The 14866-nt window shown below is 33.6% G+C and carries 14 protein-coding genes; 11 read left to right on the top strand and 3 right to left on the bottom strand.

What is annotated here, in order from left to right; all coding sequences use genetic code 11:
* Positions 1-19 precede the first annotated feature (19 nt).
* A complete protein-coding gene (locus EV143_RS15595) occupies positions 20-1435 on the bottom strand; it encodes an MBL fold metallo-hydrolase (protein WP_133508874.1) in 1416 nt (471 codons plus the stop codon).
* 336 nt (positions 1436-1771) lie between these two features.
* Here EV143_RS15595 and EV143_RS15590 point away from each other — a divergent pair, with 336 nt between their 5' ends.
* The 5 genes from EV143_RS15590 to EV143_RS15570 all read left to right on the top strand — a co-directional run bounded on the left by EV143_RS15590 (position 1772) and on the right by EV143_RS15570 (position 6428).
* A complete protein-coding gene (locus EV143_RS15590; protein ID WP_133508873.1) occupies positions 1772-2365 on the top strand; it encodes an HD domain-containing protein in 594 nt (197 codons plus the stop codon).
* A 255-nt stretch (positions 2366-2620) separates the two neighbouring features.
* Complete coding sequence (locus EV143_RS15585; RefSeq protein ID WP_133508872.1) at positions 2621-3967, top strand: cytochrome ubiquinol oxidase subunit I; 1347 nt, start codon at positions 2621-2623, stop codon at positions 3965-3967.
* Between the two features lie 2 nt (positions 3968-3969).
* Entirely contained in the window at positions 3970-5046 is a 1077-nt protein-coding gene (gene cydB / locus EV143_RS15580) for a cytochrome d ubiquinol oxidase subunit II (protein ID WP_133508871.1), read from the top strand.
* Positions 5047-5535: 489 nt separating this feature from the next.
* Positions 5536-5985, top strand: coding sequence for a Panacea domain-containing protein (locus EV143_RS15575; protein WP_133508870.1), 450 nt, complete (start codon positions 5536-5538; stop codon positions 5983-5985).
* Entirely contained in the window at positions 5985-6428 is a 444-nt protein-coding gene (locus EV143_RS15570) for a hypothetical protein (RefSeq protein WP_133508869.1), read from the top strand. Before EV143_RS15575 ends, EV143_RS15570 begins: the two co-directional genes overlap by 1 nt.
* 91 nt (positions 6429-6519) lie before the next feature.
* On the opposite strand, the gene EV143_RS15565 is transcribed toward EV143_RS15570, so the two are convergent.
* Positions 6520-7305 (bottom strand): sulfite exporter TauE/SafE family protein, encoded by a 786-nt coding sequence (locus EV143_RS15565; RefSeq protein ID WP_133508868.1) that lies wholly within the window; start codon positions 7303-7305, stop codon positions 6520-6522.
* 291 nt (positions 7306-7596) lie between these two features.
* The gene (locus tag EV143_RS15560) at positions 7597-8238 is read right to left on the bottom strand and encodes a Crp/Fnr family transcriptional regulator (protein WP_133509065.1); all 642 of its coding nucleotides are present in this window, start codon (positions 8236-8238) and stop codon (positions 7597-7599) included.
* 376 nt (positions 8239-8614) lie between these two features.
* On the opposite strand from EV143_RS15560, the gene EV143_RS15555 reads away from it, so the two are divergent.
* From EV143_RS15555 to EV143_RS15530, 6 genes are all read left to right on the top strand, one after another.
* Positions 8615-8926, top strand: coding sequence for a rhodanese-like domain-containing protein (locus EV143_RS15555; RefSeq protein WP_055095772.1), 312 nt, complete (start codon positions 8615-8617; stop codon positions 8924-8926).
* Between the two features lie 80 nt (positions 8927-9006).
* Positions 9007-10587 (top strand): NADP-dependent glyceraldehyde-3-phosphate dehydrogenase, encoded by a 1581-nt coding sequence (locus EV143_RS15550; protein ID WP_133508867.1) that lies wholly within the window; start codon positions 9007-9009, stop codon positions 10585-10587.
* A gap of 259 nt (positions 10588-10846) precedes the next feature.
* Positions 10847-12706 (top strand): M1 family metallopeptidase, encoded by a 1860-nt coding sequence (locus tag EV143_RS15545; protein ID WP_133508866.1) that lies wholly within the window; start codon positions 10847-10849, stop codon positions 12704-12706.
* A 197-nt stretch (positions 12707-12903) separates the two neighbouring features.
* Positions 12904-13518, top strand: a complete 615-nt coding sequence (locus EV143_RS15540; protein WP_133508865.1) for a hypothetical protein — start codon at positions 12904-12906, stop codon at positions 13516-13518.
* Between the two features lie 291 nt (positions 13519-13809).
* Positions 13810-14202 carry an ACT domain-containing protein gene (locus tag EV143_RS15535; RefSeq protein ID WP_133508864.1) on the top strand — a complete coding sequence of 131 codons (393 nt, stop codon included), beginning with the start codon at positions 13810-13812 and terminating at the stop codon, positions 14200-14202.
* A 33-nt stretch (positions 14203-14235) separates the two neighbouring features.
* On the top strand, positions 14236-14640 hold the full coding sequence (locus tag EV143_RS15530; protein ID WP_133508863.1) for a GNAT family N-acetyltransferase: 405 nt from the start codon (positions 14236-14238) through the stop codon (positions 14638-14640).
* Positions 14641-14866: the final 226 nt, after the last annotated feature.

Here is a 14866-nt window from a genome sequence, read left to right as displayed (position 1 = left end):
GCCTCTCTGTACCTCAAATTTATTTTAATACTTTACTTTGGCAAACAAAATCTGATTTTGGAATATCAGTCTTTGCAATTGCTCCAAAACCACCGTCAATTTCGGTAAAATTTCTGAAACCGCGAGCCTGCAAAATCGAAGCCGCGATCATACTGCGGTATCCACCGGCGCAATGCAAATAAAAATGCTCATTCGGATTAATGTCTTTTACCCAGTCATTAATATAAGCCAAAGGTTTACTGTAAGCATCTTCAATATGTTCTGCTTCGTATTCCGTTTCTTTGCGAATGTCAATTACTTTATCTTTTTCAATTTTGAATTCATTTGCAAATTGTTCAGCAGAAATTCGGTTAACCGTATCAACTTCAAAACCAGCTTTTTGCCAGGCTTCGAAACCGCCTTCAAGATGACCAATAATCGAATCGAAACCTACACGGCTCAATCGCGTTACGGTTTCTTCTTCCAAACCAACTTCTGTAACTAATATAATTGGCTGCTTTACATTCGCAATTAAAGTTCCAACCCACGGTGCAAAATCACCATTGATTCCGATATTTATAGATTGCGGAATAAATCCTTTACTAAAATCACCATTTTTTCTGGTATCTAAAATTAAGGCTCCGGTTTCTTCGGCTACAGCCTCAAAATCTTTTGCATTAATAGCTTTCATTCCGTTATTCAAAACAGATTCAAAGCTTTCATAACCTGTTTTGTTCATGGCAACATTCATACTAAAATAGGCTGGAGGAGGTAATAATCCGTCAGTAACTTCAGTAATAAATTCAGTTTCCGTCATATTTGCACGCAAAGCATAATTGGTAGCTTTCTGATTTCCAATTGTCGAAACCGTTTCTTTACTCATGTTTTTTCCGCAAGCGCTTCCGGCACCATGAGCAGGATAAACAATCACATCATCAGCCAAAGTCATGATTTTATCTCTTAAAGAATGAAATAAAATTCCGGCTAACTCATCCTGAGTCATTCCAGCCGCTTTTTGCGCTAAATCAGGACGGCCAACATCACCAATAAATAAAGTATCTCCTGAGAAAATAGCGTGATCTTTTCCGTTTGCATCAACCAACAAATAAGTCGTGCTTTCCATTGTATGTCCAGGAGTATGCAAGGCTTTTATCGTAATATTTCCGATTTTAAATTCTTGTCCGTCTTTCGCAGAAATGCAATCGAATTCACAAGCCGCATTTGGTCCGTAAACAATTGGCGCCTGAGTTTCTTTGCTTAAATCGATATGACCGGAAACAAAATCAGCGTGAAAGTGCGTTTCGAAAATGTATTTTAATTTAACCTGATCGCGTTCTAAACGATCTAAATAAGGCTGAATTTCGCGAAGCGGATCTATGATTGCTGCTTCTCCGTTTGAAGTTATATAGTATGCACCTTGCGCAAGGCATCCAGTGTAAATTTGTTCAATTTTCATGATACGTGTTGTAAAAATAAGGGAATACAAAGGTAACCTACTTTTTCATTAAAATGGGTGACTAATGTTACACAAATTTGATTTTTGTGTAAAAAAAAGGGAATTTTACCATAGTAAGTGATATAAGTGATTTTAAGGTGTTGCGTAATGTACGTTGTGCTAAAATGAACTTATAATAACTTAATGTGTTGAAATTTTTTTTAAGAATTTTTATTATATTAAGTGAACAGGTAAGTTTAATGTGGAACGTAATCTGCTTTATTGTTAAATGATCTTACATCACTTATATGGTAGAAAAAATTCTATGTAATTTTACAACTGACTAAAACTACTGATATGAACACAGAAGACTTATTAAATCAAATTGCTTTTATTAAAGAGATTGATAAAGTAAAATACATTCAGCGAAAAACAAAGCTGTTTAATAGCGATCGAAATGAAAATGATGCTGAACACAGTTGGCATTTGGCTTTAATGGCGATTGTGTTGGCAGAACATTCAGATGAGCCTATTGATATTTTGAAAGTCGTGAAAATGGTTTTGATACACGATATTGTAGAAATTGATGCCGGAGATGTTTTCATGTATGATACACAAAAAAATCATGATAATACCGATGAAGAACGATTGGCTGCTAATCGTATTTTTGGTTTACTTCCTGAAAAACAAGCCGATGAAATGATTTCTATTTGGGAAGAATTTGAAGCCGGCGAAACCAACGAAGCAAAGTTTGCCAAATCGATGGACAGATTAGAACCTTTATTGCAAAACACGTCTAATAATGGAGGAGTATGGAAAGAATTTGACGTAAGCTATAAAAAGGTTTACGAAAAAAAGAGCGTTATAAAAGAAGGTTCAAAAACGTTATGGAATTATGCAGAAGGTTTAATTAATGAAAGTGTAGCAAAAGGGATTTTGAAAAACGAGTAGAGATTTTTTTTTATACGTAATCTTGTCATTTCGACCAAAGGGAGAAATCACACGCGATAATCGACAAAGATTAGCGATTTTGTTTATGGAGTTTCTAGTGCGATTTCTCCCTCCGGTCGAAATGACAAACGTACTGCAAATACAAAATGAATTGTTGAAAAGTTTAACAAATATCAGCTCATAAAGTTTTTTTTCAGGCAGGAATTTCGGGTTTTAATGGGTAAATTTGTGGGACTTCATAAATAAAATACCACTATGGAAGAAATGCTTTTTTATGACCGAATGCAATTTGCCTTCACAATTACCTTTCACTATCTTTTTCCGCAACTTACAATGGGTCTTTCGCTGATCATTGTTTATTTTAAGTGGAAATACCTCAGAACAAAAGACGAACAATACAATCACGCCACGCATTTCTGGATGAAAATCTTCGCTCTGAATTTTGCAATGGGCGTTGTAACCGGAATTCCGATGGAATTTCAATTTGGAACCAACTGGGCTAAATTTTCTGAATTAACCGGCGGAATTATCGGTCAGACATTAGCAATGGAAGGAATGTTCTCCTTTTTCTTAGAATCTTCATTTCTTGGAATCTTTTTATTTGGAGAAAAACTCATTGGGCATAAATGGCATTTTGTAACCGGATTGCTCATTTGGATTGGTTCCTTTGCGAGTGGATATTTAATTATTGCGACACATTCCTGGATGCAGAATCCCGTAGGTTATGAAATACTTCAAAACGGAAAATTTGTATTGACGAATTTTAAAGCTTTATTTCTAAATCCGTGGTTGTGGCCCTCTTATTTACACAATCAGGCAGCTTCTGTGGTAACAAGTTCATTTGTTGTGGCAGGAATTGGCGCATTTTATATTTTGAGTCAGAAAAATGTTTCTTTCGGGAGGTTGTTTGTAAAAACAGGTGTAATCTTCGGATTGATTTCTTGTGTAATTGTTGCAGTTCCAACGGGAGATTTACTGGCTAAAAATGTCGTGAAATACCAACCCGTAACTTTCGCTGCTATGGAAGGAATTTTTCATACCGAAAAGAAAGGTTCTGAAATTGTTTTAATTGGTCAGCCCGATGTAAAAGATAAAAAACTGGATAATAAAATTGCGGTTCCAAATATTCTAAGTTTCTTAACTTATGGAAGTTGGGACAGGGAAGTAAAAGGTTTAGACCAGTTCGAAGAAGATTTACATCCAACCAATATCTCCGGATTGTATTATGCGTATCATATTATGGTCGGACTCGGAACTGTGTTTATTGGTTTAATGGCTTTTGCTGTTTTTCAGTTGATCAGAAAGAAATTATATCAAACCAAATGGGTTTTATGGTCGCTGCTTTTTATGATGCCATTTCCGTATATCGCTAATACTACAGGTTGGTATTGTGCCGAATTAGGAAGACAGCCGTGGCTGGTTTACAATTTAATGCGAACATCAGCGGGAGCATCGCCAACTGTTTCATCGGGAAATACTTTGTTTACTTTACTGGGATTTATAGGATTGTATCTTTTACTGGGAATGTTGTTTTTGCTTTTGGTTGGAAAAATTATAAATAAAGGACCTCTTCATGTGGAACTTTCAACAGAAAAAATATAAATATGGAATTTTTTTGGTACGTAGTTTTAATGGGAATTCTGGCTGTTTATATTGTATTAGACGGTTACGATTTTGGCGCAGGAATTATTCATTTATTTCTGGCTAAAGAAGAGAAAGATAAAAAAGCAATTACAAATGCCATTGGTCCGTTTTGGGATGCCAATGAAGTTTGGATAATTGCTGCCGGTGGCGTTTTGTTTTTCGCTTTCCCTACTTTATATGCTTCTTCTTTCAGCGGATTTTATTTGCCTTTAATCATGATTTTATGGCTTTTGATTTTCCGCGCGATTGGTCTAGAAATGCGCGGACAAGTGCACCATCCAATGTGGGAAGTAATTTGGGACAAAGCTTTCGGAATCGCAAGTTTGCTTTTGGCTTTGTTCTTCGGAATTGCTTTAGGAAATATTGTTCGCGGTGTAAATCTCGGAATGGTAACCAACAGCGTTTCAACACAAGAAGCGCATTTTTTCTTTTTGCCTTTATGGAATCCTACTTTTAGTCCGCAAGCCAACGAATTGGGAATTATAGATTGGTTTACGCTCTTTTTAGGAATTGTAAGCGTTGTAGCTTTGTCAATTCACGGTGCCAACTGGATTATTTTTAAAACCAATTCATCTTTAAATACAAAGCTTAAGAATTTAGTTTTTAAACTGAATATTGTTTTATTGATTTTGGTTGTTATCTCGCTGCAAATCTGGCATTTTATTGAGGCGGAACCATTTCATAATTTTGTAGAAAATCCAATTCTTTGGTTTTTTCCTATCATGACTTTTGTTGGAATTTTAGGTTTGTTCAAAGTACGTTCGTACCAAAAAGACGGAATGGGATTTCTGTTTTCCACTTTATTTTTAGTGGGAGGATTTGCTTCAACAGCCGTTTCGATTTTCCCGAATGTTTTGCCTTCGACTAATAAAGTAAATCCGTCCTTAACCATTTATAATACAGCTGCCGGCGAATACGGATTAAATGCCGGAATGAGTTGGTTTTTTATCGCTTTGTTTCTAGTGATTATTTATTTTATTATTCAGTATCGCGTTTTTAGCGGGAAAATGGATGAGGTTGGGTATGGGGAGCATTAAAGTTTTTTTGCCACGAATTACACGAATTTTCACGAATTGATTATATGAATAGCCGTTGGTTTTTACCAACGGCTTTTTAATTTGCAAGTGTGGTTGCTTCGTTCCTCGCAATGACTCAGCGTATGTCCTTGCGAGGAACGAAGCAATCTCATGTAGTATATCGACACTTAAGTAACCTTACAGGAGATTTTGAAAACTAAAGCTTCTTGTTACCCAATTTTGCGTTAGGGATAGGAGCGGTATCCTTTTTTATGGCTTTTTCTGCCATAAAAAAGATATAGCGGATAGCCCGACCGGAGGAACGCCCAAATTTATAACCCATAATTTTACTAGTTTGTTAATTAATATTTTAGACCAAAATATTCTTTGAATTATTACTTTTATATTAAGAAATTCTGACGTCATTTTTGATAATATCCTTACAAATATTGTAATTGATTTAGTTTTTAGTAGTTTTGTTATAACTAAGAACAATTTAAACTTAATTATATGTACAATTGTTTCGATATCGCAAAGTATTTCATAGATTTAGCAAAGGAAGAAGGACAGGGTTTAGACCCAATGAAACTGCTGAAATTGACTTATATTTCGCATGGATGGTACTTGGGAATTACCGGAAATCCGCTTTTTGAAAATCAGGTGCAGGCTTGGAAATACGGATCGGTTATTCCGGATTTATATTATGCAATACGAATGTTTGGGAAAGATAATGTCGATCCTTTTCTATTGAGTATTTCTGCTAAAAATCCGATTAAGGAAGAAGATAAGGAGTTCTTAAAGAAAATTTGGAACAATTATAAGAACTTATCCGGATTGCAACTTTCTGCCATAACACACGAAGAAGGAAGTCCGTGGTCGCAAACCTGGGACGGTACTTATGATACTGTAATCGAAAATAGTATTATAAAAGATTACTACAAAGAAAAATTGAAAAAGTAATGGAGAAGAGTTTAGCAGAAAAATTGACCGATAGCGCTTTGGGATACGACATAGATAATGTTCCTGTTGATGTTACCAAAGAGGCTGAAAAAGAAGATCATTTGATGAAACCTTATGATCCGAAAAGCCATTCGGAATATATTGAGCTAAAACGATTTGAAATTGAACAGGCAAATGAAAGTTCTGAACGAAAGTTAAGGCAGGAAAATGCTAAAAAAGCTTTTATTTTTTCTTCACGATGGGCAATATTTATTGCCATTGTAATTCTTTTGCATGGTTTTGGCGCTTCATACAAATTCTATATTTTAACACAAACTGAATTTCTTTTTGTAATAGGAACTTTAACAGCTTCGATTTTTGCTTTTTATACTTTGGTACTGAAGTATTTGTTTTATCGAAAGCCAACTGTTTCTAAAACTATTACAGAAAATAAAAACACATAATCCGTTTACTCTAAGGAATAAACGGATTTTTTTAGTTTTCATCTTGTCAATTTAAATAAAAAATCTGCCAAATCTGCTTGAAACTAAAACGCTAAAACAAAACCTCTTTTGTAATAATATAAAATCCCATTACTAACACAAACCATCCGAAAATAGGTTTTAATCTGGCACCATCAATTTTTTTAGAAAGCTGGCTTCCAATGATCATTCCGATAAGTGCCATTGCAGAAACACTTAATAAAAAAGGATAATTTATCGGAGTTCCGATGTATAAATCACCTCCAAAACCTATGGATGAATTTATGGTGATGATTAATAATGAAGTTCCAACGGCTTGTTTCATTGGTAAATTGGCGAAAAATAGCAGAGCAGGAATAATTAAAAATCCGCCGCCTGCACCCAAAAATCCGGTTATGATTCCGACAACGAAACCTATAAAACTTAATTGAAGATAATTGGTTTCGGCACTTTTTATTTTGGGTTTGTTTTTGCGAATCATTGAAATTGCTGCGGTAATCATTAAAACCGAAAAGACAATCATAATCAGAAAATCTTTTGAAACAGAATAGGAAGAGATTGAAAATAAGGTTGAAGCAATTTGAGGAAAAATAACTTCGCGAATAATCAAAATTGAAATTACAGACGGAATCGCAAAATACAATGCCGATTTCAGCTTTAAATTTCCCATTTTATAATGACTGTAACTTCCGAATAATGCAGTCAATCCCACAATAAATAAAGAATAAGATGTTGCCTGTTCGGGATTTACTTTAAATAAATATACCAAAATAGGAATAGTTAATATCGAGCCGCCTCCGCCAATTAAGCCAAGCGAAATCCCGATAATGATCGAAGCAAAATATCCTATATATTCCATTGCTGTTTAGTTTGTACAAAGGTGCTTCGTTAAAAAGAGATTCACAGTAACATTTATCACATAGGATTTATTAAACACTAATTTCACGAATTAACATGAATGTTTTTGCCACAGATTAAAAAGATTATTCTTTAGAGGATAAATTTTTAACACATAGAAACATAACTTTTTAAATTTTTAAAAGGCGTTTTACTTGCATGAATTCACATAGCTATGTGTGATAACAAGTTATCTTAATTATCTTTTTTTAAACTATAAAATCTATGTTTCTATGTGTTTAAATTTTTCGTGTTAATTTGTAAAATTAGTGTTTAATAATTCTATTTGGTTTCTATTCAGTTTCACTAAACCTCTCTGTTCCATTTTTTTGAGTAATCTTGAAACCACTTCTCGGGACGTATTTAGTTCTGTTGCAATTTCCTGATGTGAAAGTTTCACTTCCTGACATCCGCACGCTTCTGAATGTCTTTTAAGATAAAATTCTAAACGTTCATCCATAGAACGGAAAGCAATATTATCGACCACTTCGAGAACTTCTTCAAAACGGCTTCGATAGGTTTCAATTACAAACTCGTACCAGGATCTGTGCTCCATCATCCATTTGTCCATCATTTGGAGCGGAATCATCATGACTGAAACATCTTCGACTACTTTGGCCATAATTTGGCTTTTTTCGCTTTTGGCAGTGCAAATCATCGAAATCGCGCAGGCCTGTCCCGGTTGCAAATAATACATTAAAAATTCTCCGCCATCCTCGCCTTCACGATAAATCTTGATTTTTCCTTTGGTAATCAAAACCGTGTTTTTAATATATTGTCCGGTTCGCATTAAAATAGTTCCGGCCTCAAAGTGTTGCAGGGTTCCGTTTTCTTCAATAGTTGAAATGAGTTCTTTAGAGAAATTTGGAAAGATGTTTTTTAATGAATTTTGCATCGTTTTATTTGGGTTTGTCACATCGAGCGGAGTCGAGATGCTTTGCGGGTTCTCGACTCCGCTCGAACTGACAATCGTTAATTTAGAACTTTTAAGTTTTATCAAAATAAGATTTAAACCTATAATTTGATACAAAGATAGCAGATTGAAGTGGTTTAAAATGTGAGAAATCTATTTTGAAGAGGGAATTTCCGAAAATGAGAAAATCCAATTTTCCATCGATTTTATAGACTATATTTTTAAAAATAGTGAGTAAATTTGTAATTCACTGATTATAATAGTTTCTCTAAAACGTTTTCTGAGAATAATAATCGAAATCGCATTTGGTACGTTTTTAATTAATAGAAACGTCGTAATTTTACAAAAAACACTTATTATGAATTTATCACAAGAAGATTGGGTTAATCAGCTTGCTGCTGACGAGAATGCAGTTATACTGGACGTAAGAACTGAAGACGAATTTAACGACGGTTATATCGAGAATGCTGTAAACATCGATATTAATAAAGGTCAGGGTTTTATTTATGAAATCGAAGAATTAGACAAAAATAAAAATTATTACGTGTATTGCCGTTCTGGAGCCAGAAGTGCAAAAGCATGCCAGGTTATGAATGAATTAGGGATTAATAATGCCTATAATTTACTTGGCGGAATCCTGGACTGGGAAGGCGAAACCATAAATCCATAAAACAAAAAAAGAGGCCTAATGAGCCTCTTTTTTCTTTTTGAAATTGCAATTAATAACCAAACTATAAAAATTACCAAATTATGAGTTTAATCCCCGAAGAATATCAAATTACAAACCTTATAAATCAGGATACTTATCTTGTAAATGGAGAATTGAAAAAATGGACAGGACAAACTACACCTGTATTTTCAACAATTTCTTCTACAGAAAAATATGCGCCAACAGTATTAGGATCGATTCCATTTATGGGAGAAAAAGAAGCTGCTGAGGTAGTTGAGGCTGCCAATGGAGCCTATAATAAAGGGCAGGGCTTGTGGCCAACCATGAAAGTATCTGACCGTATTAAATGCATGGAAAATTTCCTGAGACAGATGAAGGACACCCGCGAAGAAGTGGTTAAACTTTTGATGTGGGAAATTGGGAAAAACCTTGGCGATTCGCAAAAAGAATTTGACAGAACCATAGAATATATCCAAGATACGATCGACAGTTATAAGGAATTAAACGGTCGCAGTTCGTATTTCTCTAAAGTACAAGGCGTTAATGCAATGATTCGCCGTGGACCTTTAGGAGTTGTATTGTGTTTAGGACCTTACAATTACCCGCTTAATGAAACATTTTCGCTATTGATTCCGGCTTTGATTATGGGTAATGCCGTAATCTTTAAACCGGCAAAACATGGTGTTTTATGTATTTCGCCATTATTGCATGCTTTTAGAAGCAGTTTTCCTAAAGGCGTAATCAATATTGTGTATGGCAGAGGGCGCGAAATTGCATCTCCAATAATGAAATCAGGAAAAATTGATGTTCTGGCATTAATCGGAAACAGTAAATCGGCAATTGCATTGCAGGATCAGCATCCAAACAAAAACAGATTACGTTTGATTTTAGGATTAGAAGCAAAAAATCCGGCGATTATTTTACCGGATGCCGATTTAGATTTAGCTATTCAGGAATGTATTGCAGGAAGCTTATCTTTCAACGGTCAGCGTTGTACAGCTTTGAAAGTTTTATATGTTCATGAATCTATTGTAGAAGAATTTAACAAACGTTTCTCTGAGAAAGTCGATGGATTGGTATTTGGAAATCCTTGGGAAAAAGGAGTTTCATTAACACCGCTTCCTGAAAGTGATAAACCAAAATATATTCAGGGTTTAATTGATGATGCAACTAGTAAAGGAGCAAAAATATTGAACGAAAAAGGCGGTAAACAAACAGAGAATTATATTTTCCCTGCAGTTTTATTTCCTGTAAACAAACAAATGAGAGTCTATCACGAAGAACAATTTGGACCAGTAGTACCAATTATTTCTTTTAAACATATTGATCAGCCTCTTGATGATATGGCCGAATCAAATTACGGGCAACAAGTAAGTTTGTTCGGAAAAGATATTAAAACGCTGGCACCGCTTATCGATTCTTTGGTCAACTTAGTTTGTAGAGTAAATCTAAACAGTTCTTGTCAAAGAGGTCCGGATGCGTTCCCGTTTACAGGTCGTAAAGATTCTGCTGTAGGAACATTAAGTATTCCTGACGCTTTGCGTTCGTTCTCGATTCGTACGTTCGTAGCTTCAAAAGATATTGCTTACAATAATGAAATTTTGCAGGAATTGTTAAACAGCAAAGAATCTAATTTCATTAATACTGATTATATTTTGTAGCAACGGATTTTAATCTGTTGAAGATGCAGAAACCGTCTTTTTCATTTTTTGAAGAAGACGGTTTTTTTTATGTTGCCACTAAGGCGCAAAGTCACAAAGTTTTTATTTGTGTCTTTTAAAACAATAATCTTTGCGTCCTTGGGCCTTTGTGGCAAATTAACCATAACGATAAAATATCTTTGAGTAATTGTAACAATCAATCGAAAAATAACACTAATAGTAAAATCAATTTCAATTACCAAAAATCTTAAACCACGTTATGGAAAAATTTATACTAATCGTATTCTTATTTTTAGCGCAAAATAATTTCGCCCAGGAATTATATATGCCCAGAAATATTAAAGATGCCTACGCAAAAGGAACTCGTTCTGCAGACGGAAAACCAGGAAAAAACTACTGGCAAAATCACGGAAAATATTACATTGCTTTAACTGTAAATGCAGATACAAAAGTTGTTAGCGGAAGTGAAACTATTGTTTATGAAAACAACAATAACGATACTTTGCGAAACTTGCCAATTCGGTTTGTAAACAATCTTCATAAACCATCTTCTCCAAGAGGCGGAAGTGTTAGTGATGATTTTTTAAGCGACGGATTGACTATTACGTCTTTAAAAATTGAAGGAGAAATTTACAAAGAAGATGCAAGAAGCTGGGGAACAGTGGGAAATGTTAAAATGAAAAAACCAATACTTCCTCATTCTAAAATCACTATTAATATCGATTGGAATTATCCGTTATCTAAAGAGAGTGGTAGAGAAGGCCAAATTGATAACACGACATTTTTTGCCGCTTACAGTTACCCCCGTGTTTCTGTTTTTGATGACTACAATAAGTGGGACAGATTGCCTCATACAGATCGTCAGGAGTTTTATAACGATTTTAATGATTATACCTATTCTGTAAAAGCGCCTAAAAATTATGTAGTTTACGGAACCGGAGATTTATTAAATCCGGACGAGGTTTTGCAACCTGAATTTTCAGCGCGCCTTAAAAAATCTTATGCAACAGATGAAATTTTGCACATCGCCAACGAACAGGAAATGAAAAGTGGTGTTGTAACCAAACAAAACGATTGGAATATCTGGAAATTTGAAGCCAAAAATATCTCTGATGTTTGTTTCGGTTTAAGCGATCATTATTTATGGGATGCCAGCAGCGTTGTTGTAGACAAAAAAACAAACCGTCGCGCGAGTGTTCAGGCAGCATACGATGTAAAAGGAACTGATTTTGTCAATTCTATCAAAAATAATAGATATGCTTTAGATTGGTTTTCGAACAACTGGCCGGGAGTTCCTTATCCGTTTTCTAAAATGACTGCTTTTCAGGGATTTGCAGATATGGAATATCCTATGATGTGTAATGACTCGCAAGTAGGAGATCCGGTTTTTGCACAATTGGTTCAGGATCATGAAGTAGCACATACTTATTTTCCTTTTTATATGGGAATCAACGAAACACGTTATGCTTTTATGGATGAAGGCTGGGCGACTACGTTTGAATATTTAATTGGAACTGCACAACACGGAAAAGAAGCTGCAGATAAATTTTATAAAGAATTTAGAGTAGCACAATATATAAATGATCCATCGACAGAACAGGATCAGCCTATTATCTCAATGTCTACACAGGTTTCAGGCCCGGGATATGGAAATAATTCATACGGAAAAGCGTCACTTTCTTATATTGCCTTAAAAGATTTGCTTGGAGATGATTTATTCAAAAAATCCCTTCATGCTTATATGGAAACGTGGAATGGCAAACATCCAATTCCGTGGGATTATTTTAATTCATTTAATACAAGCTCTGGAAAAAACCTGAACTGGTTCTTTAACAATTGGTTCTTCACGAATAACTATATTGATCTTTCAGTTAAAAATGTAGCAAAAAATAGCATTTCTATAGAAAACGTAGGAGGTTTTGCAATTCCCTTTGATGTAAATGTCGTTTATACAGATGGTTCAAAAGAAACCTTACATCAAACTCCTGCAATCTGGGAATCAAATCAAAAGCTTGCTACAATTACTTTAAACGGTAAAAAACAAATTAAACAGATAATGGTTGACGGAGGTATTTTTATGGATTTTACGCCGGCAAATAATACCTGGTCAGCAAAATAATAAGCATTAAATTGTATTTTAAAATCATCTTTTTCAAATTGAGAAAGGTGATTTTTTTGTTTAATGAATTGAAAGTTAGTTGATTGTGCTCTTTTTGAATTTTTATGTTTTTGACTAACGAAAGAAATACCTTATTCTGTTAGAAATTATTTAATTAATCTAATTATGTTTGCAGTCAATTTAAAATCCCCATTTAAATGAAAAAAAACATTACAATTCTTATTTTACTTTTAGTTTTTAAAGGTTTTAGTCAAAACGATGCAAAAGCTAAATTTCAAAAAAACAAATATGAAATGGCTGTATCCTGCTACAAAAAAGCAGATTTTAAAAATGCACTCGATTTATATTCTGTTGTATCCAGAATTAGACCTGAAAATGAATTAGGGAAAGAATCTATTAAAAAAGTAGATACCCTAAAAACCATTTTAAGAAAAGATATAATGGATAAAGCTTTAGGTATCTGGAAATTAAGAGGTGATAAGCCAATCTGGGCGGTAAATTCAGAAAGTGATTCCAAAAATGCATTAGTCGAGCAATTTATTGAAATAAATAAAACTCAGATTTTATTTTATGAACTCGATAAAAAGACATTAGTTAAAAAGCCTATAAAAACTGAAAATCTTGTTTTCTACAATAAAGAAGAATCAGATTCCTTATTTTCAGCCATTATTTTATCTGACGGTACGATCTGGAATTGTACAGTAGATGAAACTTCAGGTATCTTGCACGTGATTAACATTGCTAAAAAAACTGAAAGGGGTGTTGAAAAAATAGAAACCAACAATCTGGAACGATTTTACACTAAAGGATAAAAGAATTACACTAAGCTAAATTTCGATTTGCTTTTATATTATATTTACTATTCTGAATAATAGAATTAAACAGTTAGTAATATCTTAAAGACTATTTTCGGAAAGAAAATAGTCTTTTTTGTTTTTGATTGAAATGATTTTAAGTCAGACTGTAAAAAGTAATTTATCATATCAATTCCCATATTAAACAAATGATAGCCGTTGGTCGGTTCCGTTACTGATCTGACGAATTTTTAATAAACGGTATTTACTAAACTAAAGAAAAACGGAAAAAATAAAATTATAAAGTATATGTCAGGAGAAAAAGATTTACAGATATTACTTAAAAGCATGAAACCGGAACAGAATTCAGGAGATTATGTTTTTTGTAAAACAGAAAACTTAGAAAAAGTAAATCTTGCTGATATTGAAATGTTCTTCAAAGAAAAAGAAGCAATTACAATAATTCTTAAAAAAGAAATTGCCGACACATTAAAGTTAGATTATACTGTTATAATGTCCTGGATAACCCTTTCTGTGTACTCATCATTAGAAGCAGTTGGCTTAACCGCAGCTTTTTCGAAAGCACTTGCAGAGAATCAAATTAGCTGTAATGTCGTAGCGGCATATTATCACGATCATATTTTTGTAAATAAAAATGATGTAGAAAAAGCAATGGAAATTCTAAACTCATTTTCAAATTGAATTGATTTAAATTTGAATAAAAATAAATTTCCAATGAAAATTGCAGCAATTCAATCATCAGAAACCTGGCAAATAAGACACGAAGTAATGTGGCCGGATCAGCCTTTTGAATTTGTTCAATTAACCGAAGATAATTCAGGATTGCATTTTGGTGCTTTTAGTAATGAAAAATTAGTTTCAGTAGTTTCCTGTTTTATTACTGATAAAGAATTGCAGTTTCGAAAATTAGCAACTTTAGAATCGTTTCAGGGTCAGGGAATTGCTTCAAAATTATTACTGTATGTTTTTGATTTAGCAAAAGAAAAAGAACTCAATAAAATTTGGTGCAATGCAAGATCAAACAAAAAGCAATTTTATGAGAAATTCGGTATGATAGACACTCATAAAACTTTTACTAAAGCAGAACAGGAATTTACTATAATGGAAATTCTGCTTTAAAAATCAATATAAAAATTTTCAAATAAAACATTTACAGTCAAATATTTAGGATTCTTCTTTTTTTGAACTTTGCGCTTTTTCATAAGTTCTAAATGTTACATTAAAGTTATGTACGAGCTGTTATTTTAGCATAAAATGGTTGGTTTTATTATCAAATAAAGAGTAGAAAAAAAAGAAAACGTTTTCGTATATTATAACATGTTAAGACTTTCTTATTTTATTTTTT

Origin of the sequence: Flavobacterium chryseum, from assembly GCF_004362015.1 — a bacterium.
Classification (GTDB): Bacteria; Bacteroidota; Bacteroidia; order Flavobacteriales; family Flavobacteriaceae; genus Flavobacterium.
This window is presented reverse-complemented; position numbering and strand designations above follow the sequence as displayed.